The organism is Microvirga roseola, assembly GCF_020866965.1.
Classification (GTDB): Bacteria; Pseudomonadota; Alphaproteobacteria; order Rhizobiales; family Beijerinckiaceae; genus Microvirga; species Microvirga roseola.
This window is the reverse complement of record NZ_JAJATX010000022.1, coordinates 40,631-63,543: the sequence shown is the minus strand read 5'-3', so window position 1 is coordinate 63,543 and position 22,913 is coordinate 40,631. Positions and strand designations below refer to the sequence as shown.

Sequence of the window (22,913 nt, the reverse complement as noted above, 5' to 3'; positions counted from 1 at the left end):
TGCTTCAGTGGCCTTCTACCTCAATCAACGAGTCCTGAGCCTAGAAGGTGGTGGCGGCAACGACATGCCCGATGGCGGCACTGGCAGGAACAACATGGCGGTGTTCTCCGGGGACAGAGCCGAATACACGATCACCGGTAACCCGGACGAAAGCTTCACCATCGTCCATGCTCATGGATCACGCGCTGACGGTACCGATGAGCTCAAAAACATACGCCTAGTGAAGTTCTCGGATCAAACTATCGCCCTCACGAACGCCAACCCTTCCAGCCTCTATCTTTCGAAAATCAGCGTGTCCGAGGGCGCGCAGGTAGGAGCCGATATGGGGGACGTCTCCGGCTACGATTCTGATGGCGATGCCCTGACCTACAGCTTTGTGTCGAATCCGGGCGACTTCTTTGGCCTGGACAGCAGCGGTAGAGGCCTCATCCTGAACAGGGCGCTCGACTACGAGAGTGCTACCCAGCACACAATCTCGATCAAGGCGCAGGACCCTTATGGCGGCGAACTCGTCAAGACCTTCACCATATCTATGTCAACAATGTCGTCGAGACGACGCCGCTGGTCCGTCGCGGGACGTCGCGCGCCGAACAGTTGTCGGGCGAGTCGGGCAAGGACCGGCTCTACGGCATGAGCGGTGGCGACCGGCTTCTCGGCCAGATCGGAAATGATACGCTCTCCGGCGGGGCCAGGAACGACACTCTCGTCGGCGGGGCGGGCAGGGATTCCTTCGTGTTTGACAAGAAGCCGAGCTCAAAACCGAGCTCAAAGTCGAATCGTGATTATATCGAGGACTTCAATCCAAAGGATGACGTTATCCATCTATCCAAGAAGGCCTTTTCCAAGATCTCCAAAGGAACCCTGAAGAGCAAAGCGTTCGTCACGGGCGATCGCTTCAGGGACAAGGACGACCGGATCCTCTACCACAAGAAGGCTGGCGCGCTCTTCTACGATCCGGACGGGTCGGGATCGGCCAAAGCGATTCAATTCGCAAGCGTTTCGAAGAACCTCAAGATCACCGCGAAGGACTTCTACATCATTTGATGGTGAAGGAACGGTACAAAAAGCCCGGCTCGGGTTCCCGAGCCGGGCTGAAGCCGGTTTAGAGATCGCTGTTTCAGGCCGAGATTACTTCTTCGCCCGCTCGATGGCTTCCTGAATCAGGCGGTGGGCTTCCTTGGCATCGCCCCAGCGGATGATCTTGGCCCACTTGCCGGGCTCGAGATCCTTGTAGTGCTCGAAGAAGTGCTCGATCTGCTTGATGGTGATCTCGGGCAGGTCCGTGTAGGTGTTCACCCGGTCATAGCGCTGGGTCAGTTTGCTCGACGGAACAGCGATGATCTTCTCGTCCTGGCCGCCGTCATCCTCCATCACCAGAACCCCGACGGGGCGCACGTTGATGACGGCGCCCGGCGCAATGGCGCGGGTATTGGCCACCAGAACGTCGCAGGGGTCGCCGTCGCCCGACAGGGTATGCGGGATGAACCCGTAGTTCCCCGGATACCGCATCGAGGTGTAGAGGAAGCGGTCGACGAAGAGCGTGCCGGATTCCTTGTCCATCTCGTACTTGATGGGCTCGCCGCCGAGCGGGACTTCGACGATGACGTTCACGTCGTGCGGCGGGTTCTTTCCGATCGGAATCGCGTCGATGCGCATAGAGGTTTTCTCCGGAACAGGACTTGGAGCATTTCACTCAAGTGAAAATGGATGCCGGCTCACTCAAGTCAAAATGCGGCAAAAGGGGGCTTTGCGGGCTCTTCCAGAGGAAACAGCACCTGAAAGCTGGGCGTTTCACTAGCCGGACTGAAGCTCTGCAACAAGAACCGAATGCAGAAAATCAGCGGAAGAGATATGCGACCTTCGCCAAAGGCGCGCCGCCGATGCGTTCCTCGACCCGGGCGATCCTCTCCCCTCCGAGGCCGCGATAGAAGGCGCAGGCGCGCTCGTTTTCGGCCAGCGCCCACACGAGAATCCGGTTCATCCCGTGATGCCGCAGGTCATTGCACACCGCCCGGAAGAGCCGCCGCCCGAAGCCGATGCCCTGGTATTCCGGCAGGAGATAGAGTTCGTCGATCTCTCCTTCCGCCGGGACGGAGCGGTCACGGCAGCGACCATAGGAAGCGTAGCCGACCGCGCCCTGGCCGATATCCAGCACCACCAGCGGACGCCCACGGCTGACCGTCGAACGCCACCAGCGTTCGTTGCGCCGGGAGAGCATCTTCTCCAGCGTGATGCCCGGGATAATACCGGTATAGGCTTCGCGCCAAGCTGCCTCGAAAACCCTCGAAAGGGCCGCGGCGTCGTCGGCGTTGGCATGACGGATGCTGACGAGGAGGTCACTCATGGCTTCGGCAATGGGTCGGAGAGAGGCAATGACTGAGTTTCCGTGCAGGAGGGTCAATGAGCCCTTAACAGGCGCGATAGCTCCGCACTGAAAGCGTGGCCTTATAAGCGATGCTGCGCCCTTGCGGGCTGGGCCAAAACGCCGCAATGCGGCTCCCCGAACCCATTCGGCCTCGGAGGATGGAAGACGTTACTCGCTCCCGATCCCAAGCACAAAGGGGTCTCCGGCAACTCGACATGTCACTAAATTCTGTTACAAATCTGACGTCACGTAACTAGGTTTCGATGACGCCACCCTTCCGAGAGCGGCGGGATGTCAGCAACAGAGCACCGGTCATGGCTGAGACTGATTTCCATGCATATCCTGACACTTCACTGCGAAGCGGTGTACCTGAGGCGCACACTCCTGTCGCTTGATCAAGCGGCGCGGTTTGCACAGGATCTGGGGGTGAGGCTGGAACTGGTCGTCGTCCTCGACCGAACGGACGAGGCTACCCGTAGTGTCCTGTCGTCCTTCGATCTTTGCACCTACCATGGCCATCAGATCATCGAGGTCGACCATGAATCGGTCGGCCTCTCTCGCAATGACGGAATCGCTCGCGCGCGGGGAACATACATCTTCACGGCCGACGCCGACGACCTAGTCTCATACAACTACTTCTACGATATCTACCGGGCGGCTGAAAGGCTCGGTCCGGAGGCGCTCTACTTTCCCGAATATGTGGTTGGTTTCGGCTGTCACAGCTTCATATGCCGGTATGAATCCCTGGCCAACGTCACCCCGATGATGTTCATCCAGCAGAACCCCTATATCTCGCGTCTCTGCGCCCATCGTGACGTGTTTCTCAGGATTCCTTTTCACGATGTGCGGTTGTCGCGGGGCTATGCCTTCGAGGACTGGCATTTCAACGCCGAGGCCGTCGCCTCGGGGCTGGATGTCAGGATCGTCGAACATGTGATTCTCTTCTACCGCCAGAGGCCTGGAACCCTTTTTAGATCGGCCGACGCGATTTCGGTCCGGCAAATCCCGCCGACGCGCCTGTTCGAGCCCGTGACCTACCTTAGGCTCACGAAGCCGTACTACGACCGGCTGTCGACCGAGGGAGCCAGCCATGAACGATCAAGCCTCATCGCGCGGGATTTTCTCGAAGACCAGATACTTCAGGACGCGGCGCGCCACGCGAACGAAATCGATCCCAGCATCGTTTTATCCCGCTACCGTGACGAAACGATCCCCGTCATCAGGAACCACACCGAGTCCTCTCCACTCGGTATAGCCTATTATGGGATCTGTGAGGTCGTCGGTGATAAGGGATTCAGCGATTTATTCCTGTTTCCGTTCATGTCCCGGGGCGGAGCGGAAAAGTACTTTGCATCCTTGATGGAAGCCATCTACCGGGCCGACCCTTTCAGCAATGTTCTTGCGATCTTCGGAGGCGATCTCGAGATCGTGCAATGGATGGACTGTCTGCCGCCCAATGTTGTCATCGTCGACATGTCCCTGCATGGCCGCTGGCTAACGCGGGACCAGCGCTGCCTGCTGGCGTTGAAACTCATTGAAGCCTGCGCACCTGAAACCCGCATCCACTTGCGTGAGTGCCCGTTCGCCGACAGATTTTTGCAGCTGTACGCCGCGGTGCTCAAGGAAAGGGAGACGATCTACTATCGGTTCAACGATACTATCCGGATTGAGAATGCTGGCTTCACCACGGTCCATTCGTCGCTGGGCCACATCTCGGATCATCTTGAGAGCCTCTCCAAAATCGTCTGCGATAGCCGCGCGGCAATCCGTAACGATCTACACCGCATCGGCCTGCAACCCCATAAGTGGCACTACATTCCCGCCCCCGTGGAGGCTCCGGCTGTCCTGCCGCCACGTATGCCGGAGGCGAAAAACCGAATCCTGTGGGCCTCGCGACTCGATATCGAGAAGAGGCCATCTCTGCTTCCCCTCATTGCGGCCGAGTTGCACCGGAATGCTCCTCGAATGAGTATTGAAGCTTTCGGCGGCTCAGTGCTCGAAGCCTTCGATACAAAAAATCTCGAAGGATGGCCGAACCTGCACTACCGCGGACACTATGCGGGCTTCGATTCTCTGCCTTTCCTTGAATTCTCAATCTTCCTTTATACAAGCCTGCAGGATGGCGTTCCCAACGTACTACTGGAGGCCGTGAGCCGGGGTATGGCAATCGTCGCGCCCGATGTCGGCGGGATCGCGGAGATCGTCATCGACGGACAAACGGGAGTTCTCTTGCCCTCCCTGCCCGACGAAGCGGCCATGGCGGCCTCCTATGCGAGCGCCCTTCTCGCCCTGTCGAGCGATCCCGAGCAGATCGCAAGGCTCGGGCTGCAGGCCAGAGCTTTCGTTTTCGAACATCACGCGCCAGACGCCCACACCCAGTACGTCGCCGCCGTCTTCGGTCTCCAGCCAAGGCAACTCCACCATGCGGCATAAATTTGAACCTCCGCGCGAATCTGCTTCGGGGGCGGAGGTCGAGTACTACAAATCGCTTGCACGCCTCAGCGAGGAGCGGGCGCGGGAGATCCGGCGCATAGCCTCTATCGAGCGTGCGCGGCTCGAAGCGCGACTCCTAGAGCCACAGCCTCAGATCGATGCCTATGCCGCCGAGCGCGATCAGCTCAGATGCAGGTGCGAGCGCCTCATCCAGAAGTCCGAGCGCCTCACTCAGAAGTCAGAGCGCCTCATTCAGAAGTCCGAGCGCCTCGCGAGTGAGCTGGCCGACGCCAAGGCGAAGCTCAGGCTGCTCGAGCAGGCTCAGAACCGGCTCGCCGCCTCGCGCGCACACCGCCTTGCCAAAGCCAATATTCGTTTCGTTCAGGGCTCCTCCGGTCCGGCGCGCGCGATGCGCCTGGCACGCGCCGCCCTTCTTCGCCTCGGGCCGGGTGATCCGTGTGCAGGACGCGCTGCCGCAGGGACATTCCCTTACCCAAGGGTTGAATCCGCTACGTCCCGAGGTCATTCTTCACGAAAATCGTTCTGGCATTCACGTGCGAACCGACTTGCAGATTCATACATAAATTATACCAAAGGCAGCTCGTCATTCTCACGCATTTTCCAACTTGTGCGATCTCTCGCTGATGCAGCCTATAGGGCAGTATCGGGTAGGAGGTGTGACTTTGCCGGAAGGTGTTTGCGGGATCAAAGGACAGGCGAATGAGTCCGGATTTCTTTCTGATCTCGAGCTTCGATCCCATTCCCGAGCACTACCTGCACGGCTTATGCTTCCAGGGTGAGGATCTCATCATTGGAGACGAAGGCTATGGGAAATATCGGATCGCAGGAAAGGGTGCGATTTCTCCAGGACAGGATGGGTCTTATATTATAGTTCGCAATTCCGGCAATGAGACGATCATAGGAACCGACGCCAGCGGTTATTACAAGCTCTTCCTGTACCAGTGTGGGGAAAGGTGGGCTCTCTCCAATTCGTTCATCCAGCTCGCACGCTTTGCTGCCGCTCGAAATTTGCCTGTGACAATCGATGAGAGCCACTTCTCGACCTTCTTCATCAGCGGGCCATTCGGTGATCAACTGACATCGCTGCGGACCAGTGTGCGGGAAATTCGTCTTGTTCCCTCGACAATGGAAGCCGTTGTCGTTCCCACCTTCTTCGGAACAGCGGTGACCCTGCGCTGGAGAGAGGATGAAGATCGATCAGAATTACACAAGGACAGCTACGGCGATGTTCTGCGGGCGTATCTGAGGACATAGGTCGGCCGCATGGCGACGGTCCTGCAGTCAGACCTCTACGTGCAAAGTGATCTGACCGGTGGGCGGGACTCGCGCGGGGTCCTCTCTCTGATCCTTGCTGCCGCCAGCAGAGTCGGAGACGATCTCATCCGAAAAGTAAACATCTGGAGCGATAGAGGGTCCAAATCCGATTTTGCAGTTGCGACGCAAATCGCAGAGAAGTTCTGCCTCCGGTTCATGGACAGGTCTGAAGATTCGCGCACGCCCGTCCGAATGACTGCTGCGGAAGCCTATGAGAAATGGAAATCGCTTTGCTTGGGGGTCTACGGGCCGATTTACTTTCCTCAGACGAGACCAGTTCCTACAGCGGTCTTCTTCGGAGGTGCTGGAGGAGAAGGACATAGGCGCTTCTACCCGAACATCGCGCCTAACAGGTTTATCAAGGAGCAACGGTATTTCCTCAGGTCTTCTGCTCATTACAGAAAGCTGAAACGCGACATTCTGGAGGACCTCGCGTTCTTGGGGCAGGGGGCTGAGGGGTCCGTCGACCCTATGATGCTTCACTACCGCCATTTCCGGGATCGCTGCCATGGAGGCCGTGCGCCGCAACATGGAAATCTCCTCTCTCCTTTGTCGAGCGCTGTCTTAAGACGCGCCTCCTCCTTATGCTCGCCGGAGCAGATTGAACGCAGCCAAGTGCTGGCGGACATCTTGATCAATGCCCATTGTGAACTCGCATCCATGCCTTACGATAGTGCGGGCAAAACATTCGACGCGCGTCATTATTCAGAAGCGATCGACGCTGTGGAGGCTGTTCGATCTGCATCCACCACCGGACGTATCTTCGCGGCGGATGCAGCAAGCCTTGAGCCAGGCGATTTTACGAAAGCGAGCGTGCTTCGCATGCTGCGAGACGAATTCCTCACACAGTACGAGCATATGCGCGGGACAGGATTCTTTCCCAAAGGCTATCTCGAGGGGGCTCGGAGGACGGCAGAGGAAGCCGCACTGAACGGGCGCTTTGCTCATGCCCGGAGCGGCTGTCCAATATCGCACATTATTCTTGCGGGTGAGCTTTCGCGATTGCAGAACTAGGCTTGTATGGCCCTCCTACACAACGGACGGTCTTCAAATCGATGAGGTTCTCGTCCGAGATGGTCTCGGTAGGCTGGAAGGTCCAAGTGTAGATTGCCACCGCCCTCAAAATACTATTTTCAAGTATTTGACGCCCATGTCAGAGACCAATAGAAAACGGGGCGCTCCATTCCTGGTGCGCCCCGCGTGCTCATTCAGGCCCGCTCCTCAATCGAAGAGCGGGCGGTTTTTTTATCGCTTGTTACGCTGCGAGCTGGCGCAGGACGTAGTGCAGGATGCCGCCGTTGCGGAAGTATTCGACTTCCTCAAGCGTATCGATGCGGCAATGCACGGACACACGCTTCACCGAGCCATCGGCGGAGGTGACCTCCATCTCCATGCGCTGGCGCGGCTTGAGCTCGCCCGCGAGGCCCTTGATGGTGATCGTCTCGTCGCCCTTCAGGCCGAGCGACTCCCAGGACGTGCCCTGCTCGAACACGAAGGGAGCCACGCCCATGCCGACTAGGTTCGAGCGGTGGATGCGCTCGAAGCTCTCGGCGATGACGGCGCGCACGCCGAGCAGGTTCGTGCCCTTGGCCGCCCAGTCGCGGGACGAGCCGGTGCCGTATTCCTTGCCGGCGAGAACCACGAGCGGAACGCCCTCTTCCTTGTAGCGCATGGCGGCGTCGTAGATGAACATCCGCTCGCCGGACGGCTGGTGGATGGTGTAGCCGCCCTCGACCACGTGGCCGCTCTCGTCCTTCACCATCTGGTTCTTGATGCGGATATTGGCGAAGGTACCGCGCATCATGACTTCGTGGTTGCCGCGACGGGTGCCGTACTGGTTGAAGTCGGCGACGCGCACCTGATGCGACTGCAGGTATTCACCGGCCGGCGAAGCGGCACGGATGTTGCCCGCGGGCGAGATATGATCGGTGGTGATCGAGTCCTGGAAGAGGCCGAGGATCCGCGCGTTCAGGATGTCCGTGACCGGCTTCGGCTCCTTGGTCATGCCCTCGAAATAGGGCGGGTTCTGCACATAGGTCGAACCCATGTCCCACTCATAGGTGAGGCCCGGCTCGAAGGTGACCTTCTTCCAGTTGGCGTCGCCCGCGAAGACGTCCGAGTAGCGGCTCTTGAACAGCTCGCTCGTGATCGTGCGGTCGATGAAGTCCTGCACCTCGGCGGAAGAGGGCCAGATGTCCTTCAGGTACACAGGCTGGCCGTCCGATCCCGTGCCGAGCGGATCCTTCGCAAGGTCGATCAGCATGGAGCCGGCGAGGGCGTATGCCACGACGAGCGGAGGCGAGGCGAGATAGTTCGCGCGCACGTCCGGATTCACGCGGCCCTCGAAGTTGCGGTTGCCCGAGAGCACCGACACGGCCACGAGGTCGTTGTCGTTGATCGCCTTCGACACGTTCTCCGGCAGCGGGCCGGAATTGCCGATGCAGGTGGTGCAGCCGAAGCCCACGAGATTGAAGCCCAGCGCGTCCAGGTCGCCCTGGAGGCCGGCCTTCTTGAAGTATTCCTCGACGATCTGCGATCCGGGCGCAAGCGAGGTCTTCACCCACGGCTTGGACTTCAGGCCCTTCTTCACCGCATTGCGGGCGAGAAGGCCAGCACCAATCATCACGCTCGGATTCGAGGTGTTGGTGCAGGAGGTGATCGCCGCGATCACCACGTCGCCGTGGCCGAGATCGAAATTGGCGTTCTCCACCTTCACGCGCTTGCCGATCTCCTGAGCCTTGCGGAACTCCTTTTCCATCGCGCCGAGGAATTCGGGCTTCGCGGTGTCGAGGGTCACGCGGTCCTGCGGACGCTTGGGGCCGGCGAGCGAGGGAACCACGTCGCCGAGGTCGAGCTCGAGGGTGTCGGTGAAGACCGGGTTGGCCATATCGGGGGTGAGCCACATGCCCTGCGCCTTGGCATAGGCCTCGACGAGAGCCACGCGGTCATCCGTGCGGCTGGTGGTCTTGAGGTAGTCGATGGTCTTGCGGTCGATCGGGAAGAAGCCGCAGGTGGCGCCGTATTCGGGAGCCATGTTGCCGATGGTGGAGCGGTCGGCCACCGACATGTCGGTGAGGCCGGGGCCGTAGAACTCCACGAACTTGCCGACCACGCCCTTCTTGCGCAGCATCTGGGTGACGGTGAGCACCAGGTCGGTGGCGGTCACGCCTTCCTTCAGCTTGCCGGTGAGCTTGAAGCCGATGACCTCGGGGATCAGCATGGAGACCGGCTGGCCGAGCATGGCGGCCTCAGCCTCAATGCCGCCCACGCCCCAGCCCAGAACGGCGAGGCCGTTGACCATGGTGGTGTGCGAATCGGTGCCGACCAGGGTGTCCGGATAGGCCACTTCCTCACCCGTGGCGGTGTCCTTGCGGGTCCACACGGTCTGGGAGAGGAACTCCAGGTTCACCTGGTGGCAGATGCCGGTGCCGGGGGGAACGACCGAGAAGTTCTCGAAGGCGGTCTGGCCCCACTTGAGGAAGCGGTATCGCTCGCCGTTGCGCTGGTATTCCAGCTCCACGTTGCGGTCGAAGGCCTTCGGTGTGCCGAACTCGTCCACGATCACCGAGTGGTCGATGACGAGGTCGACGGGGACCAGAGGGTTGATCTTGCGCGGATCGCCGCCGAGATTCTTCATGGCGTCGCGCATGGCGGCGAGGTCCACCACGGCCGGAACGCCCGTGAAGTCCTGCATCAGGACGCGGGCGGGGCGGTAGGCGATTTCCTTCTCGGCCTTGCCCTTGTTGTCGAGCCAGGCGGCCACGGCCTCGATGTCGCCCTTGGTGACCGTGCGGCCGTCCTCGTAGCGGAGCAGGTTCTCGAGCAGCACCTTCATGGAGAAGGGGAGCTTCGAGGCGCCCTTCAGGCCGTTCTTCTCGGCCTCGACGAGGGAGTAGTAAGTGTAGGTCTTGTCGCCGACCTTGAGGGTCTGGCGAGCATTGAAGCTATTGGTGAGCGTCACGGCGAATCCTCGCGTGCATTTGGGTTACGAACATTGTGTTCGGCCGAAAGCGCGATATGCGCGCGCCGCTCCGGGGGCGCCCGGACAGGGGAGAAGCGCGCGAGGCGGATTGGACGCCTTGGCGCGCGGCGCAGCCGAGGGTGCTATAGATCATTTCCAACCATCCCGCTACACGGATTAGAACGGTTCTGGGGTGCAAAGAGGGCAGGGGTGCGAGAGTTTGCGTCTGAGCGTTAACAATTTGGCCTGCGAGCGGGGGGAGCGCCGGATCTTTCAGGACGTCTCCTTCACGCTCGACCCCGGCGAGGCCCTGGTGATCACCGGCCGGAACGGGGCCGGGAAATCATCCCTCCTCGACATTCTGGCCGGACGCCTGCATCCCGCTTCGGGTACGATCCTCCTGGAAGAGGCCGGGGAGCGCACCCTGTCGGAGAGCCTGCATTATGTCGGGCACAGGGACGCCCTGAAGGCGGCGCTGACAGCCGAGGAGAACCTCTCCTTCGCCCGCGATTTCCTCGGCAACCCGGCTCTGAAGCCCCGCGAAGCCCTTGAAGCGGTGGGGCTGGCCCATGCCGCCCGCCTGCCGGTGGCCTATCTTTCGGCCGGCCAGCGCCGCCGGGTCGCCCTGGCGAGGCTTCTCGTGGCCCACAGGCCCCTCTGGCTTCTCGACGAGCCGACCTCGGCCCTCGACACCGCCTCTCAGGAGAACCTCCGCCTTCTTCTCGAAAACCACCGGGAGAACGGCGGCATGATCGTGGCCACGACCCATTCGCCGCTGTTCCTGAGAGATGCGAAGGAGATCCGGATCGAGCGCAGCCGTTCCTCCGCCCCCACGGGAGAGAGCGCATGATTCGCTCTTTCCGCACGCTCCTGATCCGCGACCTGAAGCTCGCCGCCCGCGTCGGCGGCTCCGGCGTCATGGGGCTCATCTTCTTCCTGATGATCGTGACCCTCATCCCCTTTGCGCTGGGGCCCGATCTCAACCTGCTCTCGCGCATCGGCCCGGCGATTCTCTGGGTCGCGGCGCTTCTGGCCACCCTCATCGGCCTCGACCGGCTCTTCCAGGCCGATCAGGAGGACGGGTCGCTGGATCTCCTGCGCCTGTCCCACGCGCCGCTGGAGATGGTGGTGCTGGCGAAGGTCGTGGCCTACTGGCTCGTCACGGGCCTGCCGCTCGCCGTCGCCGCGCCCCTGCTGGGGCTTCTCGTGGCGCTCTCGCCCGAGGGCATGCTCGCCATGGTGGCCACGCTCCTGGTGGGAACGCCCGCGCTCACCTTCATCGGTGCGGTGGGGGCGGCGCTGACGTCATCCTTGAGGCGCGGCGGACTGATTCTCGCGATCCTGGTCGTGCCCTTCATGATTCCGACCCTGATCTTCGGGGTGTCGGCCGCCAATGCGGCGGTGGGAGGCACGATCCCGTTCATGACGCCCTTCCTGATACTGGCTGCCCTGTCGCTGATCGCAGCGGTGGTCGGCACGGTCGGAGCCGCGGCGGCGCTCCGGTCGGGGGAGTGAGCCCCCTGTCATCCCGGCGGCTGCGAAGCAGCCGGGAAGGGGATCCGTGGCAGCGCGCGTGAGTGTATTTCCTTCCCCTCCGCTGCGCTTCGGCCGGGAATGACAATTCTTAAGGCCTCAGGCTGATCCCGAACGCCTGTTCGATGGCGGGCCTGCCGTCGCGCTCAACCCGGTAGACGGCGCGGTAGAGACCCGGCCTAAAGCCTCCCGTAGGCTGCTTCACGCCGGCGAAGGCCATCCACTGCGCCTTAGCGCGGTCCAGCGGCGGAGCCCTGTTCTGCGCCAGCGGCTTTCCGTCCGGGTCGAAGAGGGTGAGGACCTGCACGTCGCCGCCGCGCAGACCGATGGAGCGCACATAGGCGACGAGGGCGGGAGACCGGGTCGTGGGCACGTCCCGCTCGGCCGCTCCCGATTCGATCCCCTCCATCATGGCAGGACCCGGGGCGAAGCCTTTGTTGAGCACGTTGCCCGCCTGATAGGCGAGCGCCCCCTGGAGGGAGGCCTCCCAAAGGGATTTCCCTCCGCCGCAGGATTTCTCTGGCGCGCCATAGGCGAAGGGATCGACCGCCTTGCCGTCCTTGCGCAGGGTGAAATGGAGATGCGGGTACTCGGTCATGCCGGAGAGGCCGATCTTTCCGATACGGTCGCCGGCCTTCACCTCATCCCCCGGCCTCACGACGAGGCTTCCCTTCGCCGTGTGGCAATACTGGGCTTCCCAGCCGTTGCCGTGATCGACGACCGCCCCGTTGCCGCATTCCGTATTGGCGACGCTCTGCCGTCCTCTGCCCGCGATGGAGACATCCTCCACGCCGTCGCGGACCCGCAGCACCTTGCCGTCGGCGGCCGCCAGTACGTCGACACCGGCCCTCTGCGCCGCCATCGTGGGTACGCGGATGTCGGTGCCGTTATGGCCGTCATAGGTGAGGGCGCCGCATTGGTAGTCGCCGGCCGCAGGCGAAGGGTCGCGGTCCACATAGTGCTGGATCAGGCAGGTCCGCCCGACCTCGCAGGCGACGGGCAGGCGAAGCGAGATGTCCTGGGCCAGGGCGCCTGCCGGGAGGGCGAGGGCGATGACGGCGAGAAGGCGTACGGAGGCAGGGCGCATGGCGATTTCGTAATAAAGGTGCATGACTATAGAGCGCCGGTCATGGCGAATGAAAGGCGTGCCCGTCGCCCCTACGCACAATCCCGGATTGTCCGCTGCGGTCCGCTGCGATTAAGGAGAGCCGACCCTGGCGAAATCGTTATTCGGTCGGCGGCATGCCACGCATTGCAGCCGCGCCCCAACATGGCTACATCCACCTCGATGCCGATGATCCGCGACCTTGCCAATCCGACCCGCTTCATGAGCCTCAGCGGTGCGTTGCTGCCGTGGGTGGGGGGCTTGGCTGCGCTGCTTCTGGCCGCAGGGCTCTATCTCGTCTGGTTCGTGGCTCCGGCCGATTACCAGCAGGGTGAGACGGTCAAGATCATGTACATCCATGTTCCGGCCGCCTGGCTGTCCCTGTTCTTCTACATGATCATGGCGACTTCGGCGCTGGGCACCCTCGTCTGGCGGCACTCGCTCGCGGATGTCTCGCAGAAGGCGGCGGCCCCCATCGGGGCGGCGTTCACCTTCATCTGCCTCGTCACCGGCTCGCTCTGGGGCAAGCCCATGTGGGGCACCTACTGGCAGTGGGATGCGCGCCTCACCTCCATGCTGGTGATGCTGCTGATCTATCTCGGCATTCTCGCGCTCTGGCGGGCCATCGAGGAGCCGAACCGCGCGGCGCGCGCCGTCTCCATCCTCACCCTTGTGGGCGCGGTCAACGTGCCCATCGTGAAATTCTCAGTCGATTGGTGGAACACGCTCCACCAGCCGGCCTCGGTGTTCCGCATCGACGGGCCGACGATCCATTCCTCCATGCTCGTGCCGCTGCTCGTCATGGCCGTCTCCTTCACGCTCGTCGGCTTGGCGCTGCACCTTGCCGGCATGCGGACCGAGATCCTGCGCCGCCGGGTGCGCACGCTCACCATTCTTGAGGCCGAGCGCCTCGACGCACAGGCCGCCTGATGGGTACGCACGCTTTCTTCATCACCCTGTCCTATGCTCTGACAGCCCTCGTGATCGCAGGCCTCATCCTGCGGGCCGTCATCGACCACCGCCTCCAGACGCGGGCGCTCACTGAGCTCGAAGCGCGCGGCGTCAGCCGGAGGTCCCGCCGTGGCTGAGGAAGCAGCGCGCCCCCACTCCCGCCTGATCTTTCTGCTTCCCGCCATCATCTTCGTGGTGCTGGTGGGGCTCTTCACGGTGCAGCTGGTTTCGGGCCGGAATCCCGCCGAGGTGCCCTCGGTCCTCATCGACAAGCCGGTTCCCGTCTTCAGTCTCGCCCCGCTGGAAGGGCTGACCGCCGACGGAAAGCCCGTGCCCGGCTTCTCGAACGACGATCTGAAGGGGCAGATCACGGTGGTGAATGTCTGGGCCTCCTGGTGCGCGCCCTGCCGCCAGGAGCATCCGCTGCTGGTGGAGCTCGCCAGGGATCCCTCGATCCGCGTGGTCGGCATCAACCAGAAGGACAACCCGGACAATGCCCGCCGCTTTCTCGGCACCCTCGGCAATCCCTATGCCGGCGTCGGCGTCGACCCGAACGGCCGCGCCTCCATCGACTGGGGCGTCTACGGCGTGCCCGAGACCTTCATCGTCGGGCCCGAAGGCACGATCCGCTACAAGCATATCGGCCCGCTGACGCCGGAGAATTTTGGGGCGTTCAAGGAAAAGTTGCAGGCAGTCGCAGCAAAGTAATAGGGTTGCGGAGATAATCGCAACCCTGCTGATCGCTGATGTCAGTGACTGACCCCGTCTCCGTTCCCTCCGCCTCCGCTGAAACGCAGACCTACTATCTTTCGGCGTCTCACACGGCTTTCACAATCACTATGAGCATCGCGGTCACTGTCGTGCCGCTACTGGTCTTGGCATGGTTCAGCCTCGACCCGGATTGGATGCCGGAGAAGCCTGACTTCTCCGGCTCCTCCAGAAGGAGGAAAGGTTTTTTCATCGCTCTGATCCTCTGGGCCATTTTTCGTGCTCTTCATGAAGCTGCCTTTCTGGATCAGAATCCCTTTCCTTCTCTGGTCGAGCTACAAATTCTTACGATTTTTCAGTGTTCTAGGAGTACAGGCGTTCGACAAAAAGCCCGACTTCGTTCTCTCGCCCGAGGGCGTCAGCGGGTGGAGCGGTCGCAGCTTCCACCATGTGCCTTGGTCTGCGATCTCGACACTTCATGTAGCGGTTCATCAGCCCAAGCTCTGGGGTTTTGATATTGGCTCTCCGAAAAAGAGAATAACGCTTTATGGACCAGAGACAGGACCAAGGCGCATCTTCGGCACGCTCCCTCCGAGGAAGATTGCAATCAACTATGCTTATGGGCCATTTCCCGAGAAAACAGAGACCATCCTCCGTCTTGTTGATCAGTACCGTCCGGATCTGATCAAGGAGGAGGATCTCGTGGATCCCGCTTAAAGCGATCCACCAAATCCCGCGCGCTTGAGCCGGTTGATCGCCACATCCAGCGCCGAAAGAAAGGCCGAGCGATCCTTCTGCGAAAACGGCTTCGGCCCGCCCGAGACCTCGCCCATGGCGCGCAGGTCCTCCATCAGGTCGCGGGTGGCGAGCGCCATGCCGATGGAAGCCTCGCTGAAGGGCTTTCCCGTGGGGCCGATCACGTCCGCTCCCGCCTTCACGCAGCGGCTTGCGAGCGGAATGTCGGCGGTCACCACGATGGCTCCGCGGCGCGCCCGCTCGGTAATCCAGTCATCCGCCGCATCGAAGCCGGCGCTCACTACCACGCGCTCGATCAGCGGGTCCTGCGGCACATTCAGAAAGCTGTTCGAGACCACGAAGGCCTTTACGCCGTGGCGTCCGGCCACCTTGTAGATCTCCGGCTTCACCGGGCAGGCATCCGCATCGACAAAAATCACGATGGGTTGAGCGGTCTCGGTCATCGGTCATATAATCCTGGAATCGGGCTTGCTTTCGCCGGAATTCGCCGACACATCACGCTGATCGAGGCGGCTGTCCCATCTATTAAACCCGCTTCAGAGCTAGAAAAAGCCCGTGGCTCCCCGCTCCCGCATCACCTCCGCCTGGATCTCGCTCCGCAAGCTGACGACGCCGGCGCTCAGCGACGCCACGCAGCGGCTGATCCGCGAGGCCGATATCGGGGCCCTGCAGCGGGCGGGGCTGGCGCGCATCCTCGTCGCCGCGCTCCTGCTCATCGCCGTGCTGGTCGCCACGGAGGATGTCCACATCACCAACCCGACAGCCATGCGGCAGATCTGGGCTGCGGAGCTGACCCTCACCCTTTTCGGAGCACTCGGCTGGACCGGGGCCTTCCTCGCCTCGAGGCGCATCGCCGTGGACCAGCTGCCCGCGATCACGGCCGCCCTCGACGCCGTGCTGGTCCTGGGCAATCTCGCCTACAGTCATTGGGGCCTGGGCATTCCCGGCAGCCTCTTTTCCACTTTTCCGGTGGTCTGGGTGGTGCCGATCACCATGGCGGCGGCGGCCATCCATTATCAGCCACGGCTCCAGGCCTATGTGGCGGCGGTCTACGTGATCGGCCTCTCGCTTCTCGCCTTCGGCGGCGAGCCCCTGCCGCCGGCGGAGCGCATGCTGGATCTGTCCCAGCTCTATGGCCTGTTCTCGACCGAGGCCAATCTGGTGCGCCTCGCCATGGTGCTGGCCGCGGCGCTGATCCTGATCCTCGTGGCGCGCCAGAGCCGGCTGCTGCTGGAGCGGGCGGTGCGGGAAACGACCCTTCGCGTCAATCTCACCCGCTACCTGCCGCGCGAGCTGGCTCCCATTCTCACCGAGGAGGCCTTCGCCTCCTTGAGACAGGGGCGGCGCATCCGGGTGACGCTGCTCTTCGTCGATATCCGCGCCTCCACCACCTTCGGCGAGACCATGGAGCCGGGACAGCTCGCGGTCTTCATCACCTCCTTCCGCCGGCGGGTCCTGCGGGCGGCGGCGCGGCATGGCGGCGTCATCGACAAGTTCACCGGCGACGGGGCGCTGATCCTCTTCGGCGTGCCGAATGCGGAAGAGAGCGATGCGGCGCGGGCGCTCGCCTGCGGGCGCATGCTGCTCGAACTGGTCGAGCGCTGGAACGTCAAACGACATTTCGACCCGCCGGTGCGGATCGGCATCGGCATCCACACGGGGGACGTATTCTGCGGCGTGGTCGGCGACGAGAGCAGGCTCGAATTCACCGTGGTCGGCGAGACCGTCAACATCGCCTCTCGCATCGAGCAGGCGACAAAGAGCGCCCATTGCAGCCTTCTCGCCTCGATGGACGCGGTTGCGGCTGCGGGCGAGGATGGTCTCTGGAGCGTGATCGAGCACGAACCCCTGCCGGGGGTCACACGCAAGGTCGTTCTGCTGCGGCCCTTAGCTTATCCTGCACCCTCATCCTGAGGAGCCTGCCTGGGCGCTACTCTCGTCAGGATGAGGTACAGGTTATGCTTCCTCCGCCTTCTTGCTCGCATCGTGCCGCATTAGCAGCGGCGTCTGCGCGACGGCGAAGGCGATGGTGAGCGGCATGATGCCGAAGACCTTGAAGCTCACCCAGAAATCCGTGGTCTGGGTGCGCCAGACGATCTCGTTGATGGCCGCCAGCGCGAAAAAGAACAGGGCCCAGCGAAGGGTAAGCTTGCGCCAGCCCTCTTCCGTCAGCTCGAAGACGCTGTCGAGCACGATCTCGAGCAGGGGCTTGCGGAAATAGAGGCCGCCCAGGAGCACCAGGCCGAACATCGTGTTCACGATGGTGGGCTTGAGCTTGATGAAAATCTCGTCCTGCAGGAAGAGCGTGAGCCCGCCGAACACCACGACCACCACGCCGGAGACCAGCGGCATGATCGGCAGCTTGCGGATGAGCGCATAGTTGATGCTCAGCGCCACGACGGTCGCCGCGACGAAGAGGCCGGTCGCCGCATAGATTCGCTCGCTGTCCGCGAAGCCGAACCGGTCTGCATAGGCATTGGCGATGAAGAACAGGACAAGCGGCCCGAGTTCCAGGGCCAGCTTGAGAAGAGGGGGCAGTTGTTTCTGTTCGGTCATGACGTTGCTTCTACCCCAGCGATGGCGTTCGCGAAATCCCGTGCGGTAAAGGGCTCCAGGTCCTCCACGCCCTCGCCCACGCCGATGAAGTGGACGGGCAGGCCGAACTTGGCTGCGAGCGCCACCAGGATGCCGCCGCGGGCCGTCCCGTCGAGCTTGGTCATGACGAGGCCCGTCACGCCCGCTGCCTTCTGGAAGATTTCGACCTGGCTCAGCGCATTCTGGCCGACGGTCGCATCGAGCACGAGGAGCGTGGCGTGGGGCGCGGTCTCGTCAAACTTCTTCATGACGCGCACGATTTTTCCCAGCTCCGCCATGAGCCCGGCCTTGTTCTGGAGGCGGCCTGCCGTGTCGACGAGGAGCACGTCCGTGCCGTTGGCCTTCGCTTCCTGGAGCGCATCGAAGGCGAGGCCCGCCGCATCCGCGCCCTGCTCGCGGGCGAGCACCGGCGCGCCGACCCGCTCGCCCCAGACTTTCAGCTGCTCGATGGCGGCGGCGCGGAAGGTGTCGCCGGCGGCGAGCATCACCTTCAGGCCCTGACCGCGGAATTTCTGGCTGAGCTTGCCGATGGTCGTCGTCTTGCCTGCGCCGTTCACGCCCACCATGAGGATCACGAAGGGCTTTTTCGTGCGGTCGATGGTGAGCGGGTGGGCTACGGGCGCAAGGGTCTTCTCCACCTCGCCCGCAAGGATCGCCTTCACCTCCTGCGGCGAGATCTCCTTGTTGTAACGGCCGGACGACAGGGCCTGGGTGATCTGCATGGCGGTCGGCACGCCGAGATCCGCCTGGATCAGCGCATCCTCCAGCTCCTCCAGGGTCGCATCGTCGAGCTTGCGCTTGGTGAAGAGGCCCGTGACGCTGTCCGACAGCGAGGACGAGGTGCGCCGCATGCCCTCGGTCAGGCGCTGCCACCAGCCCCTGGTGGGGGCAGGCTGAACTTCAGGGGGAGGCGCAGCCACTTCGGCCACGACATGGGCCGCTGTCTCGCCGGCGAAATCCGGACGCGGCTCGGGTCCGGCCTCCGTCTTGATGCGCGGGATCGGCTCCTTCGGATTGCCGCCCTCGGGGTCCAGGTTCTCCACGGGCTGCAGATCGGCTCCGGCGAGCTCCGGGGCGACCTTGTTCTCCTCGGCGGTGTCGGGGGAGGCCACCGTCACGGTCGGCGGGGCGGCGGCGAGATCGTCCGCTCCGGTCGTGGGAGGGGAGGGCATGGCCTCGGGCCCGCCTCCGGCCTGCGGCGTCTCGGGCGCGCTCTCAGGGGTCGGTTCAGCCTTGCGCCCGAAGAGACGGGAGAAGAATCCGGGCTTGTCGGGCTTCGTTTCGGCCATGGGGTCGTTTCGCCTTCAAATGGAACTTGTCGCTTGCTTTGGCGCCTGAGCCTCGATAGCCGAGGCGCCATGAATGCGGAAGAGATAGTGTCCCGAGTGCTGTATCGCGATGCCCTGATGCTCGCGATCGACAAACCGGCCGGTCTCCCGGTCCATCCGGGACCCAAGGGCGGTGAGACCCTGTTTCACCACCTCGATGCCCTGCGCTTCGGCTTGCCGCGCCGCCCGGAAGCGGCGCATCGCCTCGACAAGGACACCTCGGGCTGTCTCGTGCTGGGCCGGAATCCCAAGGCCATCGCCCGCCTCAACGAGCTTTTCCGCAGGAACGAGATCGACAAGATCTACTGGGCCGTCGTCGAGGGCGGGCCCGAGGCGGATGAAGGCGAGATAGACCTGGCCCTCGCACCGAAATCCCCCGACCGCGGCTGGTGGATGAAAGTCGATCCCAAGGGCCAGCCCTCGCTGACGCAGTGGCGGGTATTGGGGCGGGCCGAGGGTCTCACCCTCCTCGAACTGCGTCCCATCACCGGCCGCACCCATCAGTTGCGCGTTCATTGCGCCGCCATGAATTTCCCGATCCTGGGCGATCCCATCTACGGCACGACCCCGCGTTTCGGCGGTCCGGGACTGCATCTGCATGCTAGAAGCGTGATGGTTCCGCTCTATCCAAAGAAGCCGCCGATCCTTGTCGAAGCGCCGGTCCCGGAGCATATGCGCGAGCGCGTCGCGGCCTGTGGCGGCACGGCTTAGGCCGCCAGCAGTTCCTTGCCGTCGTGTCCGGCAATCGTGACGGGCACGATCGCGCCCGGAGTCACCGCACTGGCGAAGCGCACCAGCGTAAAACCTTCCGTGCGGCCGAGCTGGTTCGTCTCGATCAGCACGTTGCGCTTCGCGCCGACTTCTTCCGCAAGATGCTTCACGAGCGCCGCCTCGCCCTTTTCGCGAAGGCGGCGCGCCCGGTCCTTCACCACGTCGCGGGCCACCTGCGGCATGCGCGCGGCCGGCGTGCCGGGGCGGGGCGAGAAGGGGAAGACGTGGAGATGCGTGAGGCTGCATTCGTCCACTATGTCGAGGGACCGGGCGAACATCTCCTCGGTCTCGGTCGGAAAGCCCGCGATGATGTCCGCGCCGAAGACCATGTCGGGACGCAGCCGCTTCACCTGCTCGCAGAAGGCGATGGCGTCGGCGCGCAGATGGCGGCGCTTCATACGCTTGAGCACCATGTCGTCGCCCGCCTGGAGCGAGAGATGCAGGTGCGGCATCAGCCGGCTCTCGCCGGCGATCACGTCCAACAGGTCCTCGTCCGCCTCCACCGAGTCGATGGAGGAAATGCGAAGCCGCTCCAGCTCCGGCACGTGGCGCAGGAGGTTTTTTACGAGTGAACCGAGCTTCGGCTCGCCGGGCAGATCCTTGCCGTAGCTGGTGATATCGACGCCGGTGAGCACCACTTCGCGTGAACCGTGTTCGACGAGCGTGCGCACCTGCTCCACCACCGCGCCCATGGGCACGGAGCGGGAACTCCCGCGGCCGTAGGGAATGATGCAGAAGGTGCAGCGATGGTCGCAGCCGTTCTGCACCTGCACGAAGGCGCGGGTGCGTCCCCTCATGCCGTCGATGAGGTGCACGGCGGTTTCCTTCACCGCCATGATGTCGTTGACGAGCACCTTTTCCGCCGCGCCCACGCCGAAATCGCGCAGGCCCGTCCAGGTCTCGGCCTTCATCTTCTCGTGGTTGCCGACGACCTGGGAGACCTCCGGCATGGCGGCGAAGGTTTCGGGCTCCACCTGAGCCGCGCAGCCCGTCACGACGACGCGGGCATTGGGCTTCTCGCGGGCGATCTTGCGGATGGACTGCCGCGCCTGGCGCGTCGCCTCCGCCGTCACGGCGCAGGTATTGACGATCACGACCTCGCCGAGCCCCGCTTCCTCCGCATGGCGCTGCATGGCCTCCGACTCGTAGGTATTGAGCCGGCAGCCGAAGGTGACGACCTCGATGCCCATCAGGCTGCTCCTGCAAAGAGGGCAGGGGAGAACGTGCCTTCGTGCTCGAGTTCGGTGGGTCCGGTCATGAGCACGTGGTCGTCGTTCTCGCGCCACTCGATCATCAGATCGCCGCCCGGGAGCGACACCACGGCCCTCCGGCCGGTAAGACCCTTGCGGGCCGCTGCCACGAGGGTAGCGCAGGCTGCCGAGCCGCAGGCGCGGGTGGCTCCCGCGCCGCGCTCCCAAACGCGGAGCAGGATGTGCTCGGGGCTCGTGACCTGCGCGAAGCTGATATTGGCGCGCTCCGGAAAGACCGGGTCGTGCTCGAGCTTCGGGCCGATGGCGGCGACATCATAGGACGCCGCATCCTCCACCCAGAAGATCGCATGCGGGTTGCCCATGCTCACGGCCGACGGCCCCTGCAGTTCGGGCCTCTCGGGCAGCATCGTCTCCACCTCGATCCGGCGGGTATCGGGAAAGGGATGCGCGAGCGGGATCTCGTTCCAGGCAAGGCGTGGCGCGCCCATGTCCACGGTGAAGACCGTCTCGGAGACCTGGCTCACGGGCAACAGCCCGGCCTTGGTCTCCAGCACCAGGCCCTCGCCTGCGGGGCGGCTCATGGCGGGATCGGCGGTCATCGCCCAGGCGACGCATCGGGTGCCGTTGCCGCAGGCGCCCGATTCCGAGCCGTCCGTGTTGTAGATGCGCATGAAGGCGTCGATGCCCGGGGTCACGGGATCGTGGAGCACCATGAGCTGGTCGAAGCGCGAGCGCGGGTCGGCCGCGATGGCGCGCGCTTCCGCGGCGCTCACGCGCAGTCGCGTGCCGCGCAGGTCCAGCACGGTGATCTCGTTGCCGAGACCGTTCATCTTTAGGAAGCGGTAATTCGCCAGGGGGCTGCTCATCGGGGCGCTCATGAGCCGTATATGGCTGAATTTTCGAGAAATCGCGAGAGGGGGAACGCAGCCCTGCGGCAACGGGATCAGAAGATGTTCAGGATGCGCGGGATGCTGGTCGCAACGATGATGAGGCCGACCCCGATCATCAGCGGCCGCGTGGGAATGCGGCTGACCAGGAAGCCGCCGAGCGGAGCCGCCAGCACGCCGCCGGCGATGAGCCCCGCCGCCGAGCTCAACTCCGACCAGCCCAGCGTCAGGATGAAGGTCGCCGAGATAGTGGTCGTGACGAGGAACTCCGTCAGGTTCGTCGAGCCGATCACCTCCCGGGGCGCGTGGCCCCGCCCGATCAGCGAGCCGGTGACGATGGGCCCCCATCCGCCCCCGCCCATCGCGTCGAGGAGACCGCCGCCCGCGCCGATGAAAGGCACGGTCCAGTCCTTGACCTCCCGGGGCCAGAGGGGGCCGAGGGCCCTGAACACGATATAGAGGCCGATCCCTGCTAGGTAGATCGAGACGATGGGCTGCATCAGGCCCGCATCCACATTGGCGAGGACGAAGGCGCCGATGGCTCCGCCGACCATGCCCGCCGGCGCAAGGCGGACGACGAGATGCCAGTTCACGTTGCGGTGGAGGAGATGCGAGGTGCCCGATGTCGCCGTGGTGAAGATCTCGGTGACATGGGTCACGGCGCTGGCGGTCGCCGGAGGCACGCCGAAGGCGAGCAGGCTTGTCGTCGAGAGAACGCCGAAAGCCATGCCGAGCGCCCCGTCCACCAGCTGGGCCAGGAAGCCGATCAGGGCGAAGATCAGGAAATCTTCCATTCAGGAAAAAGCCCATGGTTGCGCAGCGGTGGCCGGGTGGGCCGGCGGCAGCATCGGCGATGGAAGCTCAGCTTCCAAGAGGACTTTCGAAGCAGGCTCCCCGTTTTCACAGCCTGCTGCAAAAGGTCTCCACAAGGGGGCGACAGGACGGCCTCGCCGCTTCCGAAAAAGCCTCCTATG

General features: G+C 63.3%; 25 protein-coding genes. 13 read left to right on the top strand and 12 right to left on the bottom strand.

Features of this window, described 5'->3' with window-relative positions; all coding sequences use genetic code 11:
- Both LG661_RS14265 and LG661_RS14260 read left to right on the top strand, forming a co-directional pair.
- On the top strand, nucleotides 1-634 hold a 634-nt coding region (locus tag LG661_RS14265; RefSeq protein ID WP_230532565.1), incomplete at its 5' end, for a cadherin repeat domain-containing protein.
- Nucleotides 595-1,044, top strand: coding sequence for a M10 family metallopeptidase C-terminal domain-containing protein (locus LG661_RS14260; RefSeq protein WP_407666715.1), 450 nt, complete (start codon nucleotides 595-597; stop codon nucleotides 1,042-1,044). The genes LG661_RS14265 and LG661_RS14260, both read left to right, overlap by 40 nt.
- 84 nt (nucleotides 1,045-1,128) lie before the next feature.
- On the opposite strand, the gene ppa is transcribed toward LG661_RS14260, so the two are convergent.
- Nucleotides 1,129-1,656: an inorganic diphosphatase gene (gene ppa / locus LG661_RS14255; protein WP_230532563.1), complete on the bottom strand. Its 528-nt coding sequence runs from the start codon at nucleotides 1,654-1,656 to the stop codon at nucleotides 1,129-1,131.
- 181 nt (nucleotides 1,657-1,837) lie between these two features.
- Nucleotides 1,838-2,344, bottom strand: coding sequence for a GNAT family N-acetyltransferase (locus LG661_RS14250; RefSeq protein ID WP_230532562.1), 507 nt, complete (start codon nucleotides 2,342-2,344; stop codon nucleotides 1,838-1,840).
- A gap of 354 nt (nucleotides 2,345-2,698) precedes the next feature.
- Between LG661_RS14250 and LG661_RS14245 the strand changes: the two genes are divergently transcribed.
- Entirely contained in the window at nucleotides 2,699-4,798 is a 2,100-nt protein-coding gene (locus LG661_RS14245) for a glycosyltransferase (RefSeq protein ID WP_230532561.1), read from the top strand.
- 238 nt (nucleotides 4,799-5,036) lie between these two features.
- Here the strand turns inward: LG661_RS14245 and LG661_RS14240 are convergent, their stop codons facing one another.
- The gene (locus tag LG661_RS14240; RefSeq protein WP_230532560.1) at nucleotides 5,037-5,324 is read right to left on the bottom strand and encodes a hypothetical protein; all 288 of its coding nucleotides are present in this window, start codon (nucleotides 5,322-5,324) and stop codon (nucleotides 5,037-5,039) included.
- Between the two features lie 194 nt (nucleotides 5,325-5,518).
- Here LG661_RS14240 and LG661_RS14235 point away from each other — a divergent pair, with 194 nt between their 5' ends.
- Nucleotides 5,519-6,073: a hypothetical protein gene (locus LG661_RS14235; protein WP_230532559.1), complete on the top strand. Its 555-nt coding sequence runs from the start codon at nucleotides 5,519-5,521 to the stop codon at nucleotides 6,071-6,073.
- Between the two features lie 9 nt (nucleotides 6,074-6,082).
- A complete protein-coding gene (locus LG661_RS14230) occupies nucleotides 6,083-7,147 on the top strand; it encodes a hypothetical protein (protein ID WP_230532558.1) in 1,065 nt (354 codons plus the stop codon).
- Between the two features lie 241 nt (nucleotides 7,148-7,388).
- Here LG661_RS14230 and acnA read toward each other — a convergent pair whose 3' ends face one another.
- Nucleotides 7,389-10,094 (bottom strand): aconitate hydratase AcnA, encoded by a 2,706-nt coding sequence (gene acnA, locus LG661_RS14225; protein WP_230532557.1) that lies wholly within the window; start codon nucleotides 10,092-10,094, stop codon nucleotides 7,389-7,391.
- Between the two features lie 220 nt (nucleotides 10,095-10,314).
- On the opposite strand from acnA, the gene ccmA reads away from it, so the two are divergent.
- Together ccmA and ccmB are read left to right on the top strand one after the other, a co-directional pair.
- Complete coding sequence (gene ccmA, locus LG661_RS14220; RefSeq protein WP_230532556.1) at nucleotides 10,315-10,944, top strand: heme ABC exporter ATP-binding protein CcmA; 630 nt, start codon at nucleotides 10,315-10,317, stop codon at nucleotides 10,942-10,944.
- A complete protein-coding gene (ccmB, locus tag LG661_RS14215) occupies nucleotides 10,941-11,609 on the top strand; it encodes a heme exporter protein CcmB (RefSeq protein WP_230532555.1) in 669 nt (222 codons plus the stop codon). Before ccmA ends, ccmB begins: the two co-directional genes overlap by 4 nt.
- 109 nt (nucleotides 11,610-11,718) lie before the next feature.
- On the opposite strand, the gene LG661_RS14210 is transcribed toward ccmB, so the two are convergent.
- Nucleotides 11,719-12,738, bottom strand: a complete 1,020-nt coding sequence (locus LG661_RS14210; protein WP_230532554.1) for a M23 family metallopeptidase — start codon at nucleotides 12,736-12,738, stop codon at nucleotides 11,719-11,721.
- A gap of 159 nt (nucleotides 12,739-12,897) precedes the next feature.
- On the opposite strand from LG661_RS14210, the gene LG661_RS14205 reads away from it, so the two are divergent.
- Genes LG661_RS14205 through LG661_RS14195 form a run of 3 tightly spaced genes read left to right on the top strand, consistent with a single transcriptional unit; the run spans nucleotide 12,898 to nucleotide 14,391 of the window.
- Nucleotides 12,898-13,662, top strand: coding sequence for a heme ABC transporter permease (locus LG661_RS14205; protein ID WP_230532553.1), 765 nt, complete (start codon nucleotides 12,898-12,900; stop codon nucleotides 13,660-13,662).
- The gene (ccmD, locus tag LG661_RS14200) at nucleotides 13,662-13,820 is read left to right on the top strand and encodes a heme exporter protein CcmD (RefSeq protein ID WP_230532552.1); all 159 of its coding nucleotides are present in this window, start codon (nucleotides 13,662-13,664) and stop codon (nucleotides 13,818-13,820) included. Before LG661_RS14205 ends, ccmD begins: the two co-directional genes overlap by 1 nt.
- Complete coding sequence (locus tag LG661_RS14195; RefSeq protein ID WP_230532551.1) at nucleotides 13,813-14,391, top strand: DsbE family thiol:disulfide interchange protein; 579 nt, start codon at nucleotides 13,813-13,815, stop codon at nucleotides 14,389-14,391. The genes ccmD and LG661_RS14195 overlap by 8 nt, the downstream gene beginning before the upstream one ends.
- A 109-nt stretch (nucleotides 14,392-14,500) precedes the next feature.
- On the opposite strand, the gene LG661_RS14190 is transcribed toward LG661_RS14195, so the two are convergent.
- Nucleotides 14,501-14,665, bottom strand: a complete 165-nt coding sequence (locus tag LG661_RS14190; RefSeq protein WP_230532550.1) for a hypothetical protein — start codon at nucleotides 14,663-14,665, stop codon at nucleotides 14,501-14,503.
- A gap of 14 nt (nucleotides 14,666-14,679) precedes the next feature.
- On the opposite strand from LG661_RS14190, the gene LG661_RS14185 reads away from it, so the two are divergent.
- Entirely contained in the window at nucleotides 14,680-15,108 is a 429-nt protein-coding gene (locus LG661_RS14185) for a hypothetical protein (protein ID WP_230532549.1), read from the top strand.
- Here the strand turns inward: LG661_RS14185 and LG661_RS14180 are convergent.
- The gene (locus tag LG661_RS14180) at nucleotides 15,105-15,590 is read right to left on the bottom strand and encodes a YaiI/YqxD family protein (RefSeq protein WP_230532548.1); all 486 of its coding nucleotides are present in this window, start codon (nucleotides 15,588-15,590) and stop codon (nucleotides 15,105-15,107) included. The two genes, LG661_RS14185 and LG661_RS14180, sit on opposite strands and share 4 nt — an antisense overlap.
- A gap of 112 nt (nucleotides 15,591-15,702) precedes the next feature.
- On the opposite strand from LG661_RS14180, the gene LG661_RS14175 reads away from it, so the two are divergent.
- Nucleotides 15,703-17,061 (top strand): adenylate/guanylate cyclase domain-containing protein, encoded by a 1,359-nt coding sequence (locus LG661_RS14175; protein WP_230532547.1) that lies wholly within the window; start codon nucleotides 15,703-15,705, stop codon nucleotides 17,059-17,061.
- Between the two features lie 42 nt (nucleotides 17,062-17,103).
- Here the strand turns inward: LG661_RS14175 and LG661_RS14170 are convergent, their stop codons facing one another.
- Nucleotides 17,104-17,703, bottom strand: a complete 600-nt coding sequence (locus LG661_RS14170; RefSeq protein WP_230532546.1) for a septation protein A — start codon at nucleotides 17,701-17,703, stop codon at nucleotides 17,104-17,106.
- Nucleotides 17,700-19,031 (bottom strand): signal recognition particle-docking protein FtsY, encoded by a 1,332-nt coding sequence (ftsY, locus tag LG661_RS14165; RefSeq protein ID WP_230532545.1) that lies wholly within the window; start codon nucleotides 19,029-19,031, stop codon nucleotides 17,700-17,702. Before ftsY ends, LG661_RS14170 begins: the two co-directional genes overlap by 4 nt.
- Before the next feature lie 69 nt (nucleotides 19,032-19,100).
- Between ftsY and LG661_RS14160 the strand changes: the two genes are divergently transcribed.
- Entirely contained in the window at nucleotides 19,101-19,781 is a 681-nt protein-coding gene (locus LG661_RS14160) for an RluA family pseudouridine synthase (protein ID WP_230532571.1), read from the top strand.
- Here the strand turns inward: LG661_RS14160 and mtaB are convergent.
- The 3 genes from mtaB to LG661_RS14145 all read right to left on the bottom strand — a co-directional run bounded on the left by mtaB (nucleotide 19,778) and on the right by LG661_RS14145 (nucleotide 22,733).
- On the bottom strand, nucleotides 19,778-21,031 hold the full coding sequence (gene mtaB / locus LG661_RS14155) for a tRNA (N(6)-L-threonylcarbamoyladenosine(37)-C(2))-methylthiotransferase MtaB (RefSeq protein WP_230532544.1): 1,254 nt from the start codon (nucleotides 21,029-21,031) through the stop codon (nucleotides 19,778-19,780). The two genes, LG661_RS14160 and mtaB, sit on opposite strands and share 4 nt — an antisense overlap.
- The gene (dapF, locus tag LG661_RS14150) at nucleotides 21,031-21,918 is read right to left on the bottom strand and encodes a diaminopimelate epimerase (RefSeq protein ID WP_230532543.1); all 888 of its coding nucleotides are present in this window, start codon (nucleotides 21,916-21,918) and stop codon (nucleotides 21,031-21,033) included. The genes mtaB and dapF overlap by 1 nt, the downstream gene beginning before the upstream one ends.
- A gap of 77 nt (nucleotides 21,919-21,995) precedes the next feature.
- Nucleotides 21,996-22,733, bottom strand: coding sequence for a sulfite exporter TauE/SafE family protein (locus tag LG661_RS14145; protein WP_230532542.1), 738 nt, complete (start codon nucleotides 22,731-22,733; stop codon nucleotides 21,996-21,998).
- Between the last annotated feature and the right edge of the window lie 180 nt (nucleotides 22,734-22,913).

Coding starts and splice junctions, on each gene's coding strand:
- LG661_RS14210 (WP_230532554.1), bottom strand. CDS start 12,738: ATGCACCTTTATTACGAAATCGCCATGCGCCCTGCCTCCGTACGCCTT.
- LG661_RS14180 (WP_230532548.1), bottom strand. CDS start 15,590: ATGACCGAGACCGCTCAACCCATCGTGATTTTTGTCGATGCGGATGCC.
- ccmD (WP_230532552.1), top strand. CDS start 13,662: ATGGGTACGCACGCTTTCTTCATCACCCTGTCCTATGCTCTGACAGCC.
- LG661_RS14230 (WP_230532558.1), top strand. CDS start 6,083: ATGGCGACGGTCCTGCAGTCAGACCTCTACGTGCAAAGTGATCTGACC.
- LG661_RS14185 (WP_230532549.1), top strand. CDS start 14,680: ATGAAGCTGCCTTTCTGGATCAGAATCCCTTTCCTTCTCTGGTCGAGC.
- LG661_RS14250 (WP_230532562.1), bottom strand. CDS start 2,344: ATGAGTGACCTCCTCGTCAGCATCCGTCATGCCAACGCCGACGACGCC.
- LG661_RS14190 (WP_230532550.1), bottom strand. CDS start 14,665: ATGGCCCAGAGGATCAGAGCGATGAAAAAACCTTTCCTCCTTCTGGAG.
- LG661_RS14235 (WP_230532559.1), top strand. CDS start 5,519: ATGAGTCCGGATTTCTTTCTGATCTCGAGCTTCGATCCCATTCCCGAG.
- ftsY (WP_230532545.1), bottom strand. CDS start 19,031: ATGGCCGAAACGAAGCCCGACAAGCCCGGATTCTTCTCCCGTCTCTTC.
- LG661_RS14245 (WP_230532561.1), top strand. CDS start 2,699: ATGCATATCCTGACACTTCACTGCGAAGCGGTGTACCTGAGGCGCACA.
- LG661_RS14205 (WP_230532553.1), top strand. CDS start 12,898: ATGGCTACATCCACCTCGATGCCGATGATCCGCGACCTTGCCAATCCG.
- LG661_RS14160 (WP_230532571.1), top strand. CDS start 19,101: ATGAATGCGGAAGAGATAGTGTCCCGAGTGCTGTATCGCGATGCCCTG.
- ppa (WP_230532563.1), bottom strand. CDS start 1,656: ATGCGCATCGACGCGATTCCGATCGGAAAGAACCCGCCGCACGACGTG.
- LG661_RS14145 (WP_230532542.1), bottom strand. CDS start 22,733: ATGGAAGATTTCCTGATCTTCGCCCTGATCGGCTTCCTGGCCCAGCTG.
- mtaB (WP_230532544.1), bottom strand. CDS start 21,031: ATGGGCATCGAGGTCGTCACCTTCGGCTGCCGGCTCAATACCTACGAG.
- LG661_RS14170 (WP_230532546.1), bottom strand. CDS start 17,703: ATGACCGAACAGAAACAACTGCCCCCTCTTCTCAAGCTGGCCCTGGAA.
- ccmB (WP_230532555.1), top strand. CDS start 10,941: ATGATTCGCTCTTTCCGCACGCTCCTGATCCGCGACCTGAAGCTCGCC.
- dapF (WP_230532543.1), bottom strand. CDS start 21,918: ATGAGCAGCCCCCTGGCGAATTACCGCTTCCTAAAGATGAACGGTCTC.
- LG661_RS14240 (WP_230532560.1), bottom strand. CDS start 5,324: ATGACCTCGGGACGTAGCGGATTCAACCCTTGGGTAAGGGAATGTCCC.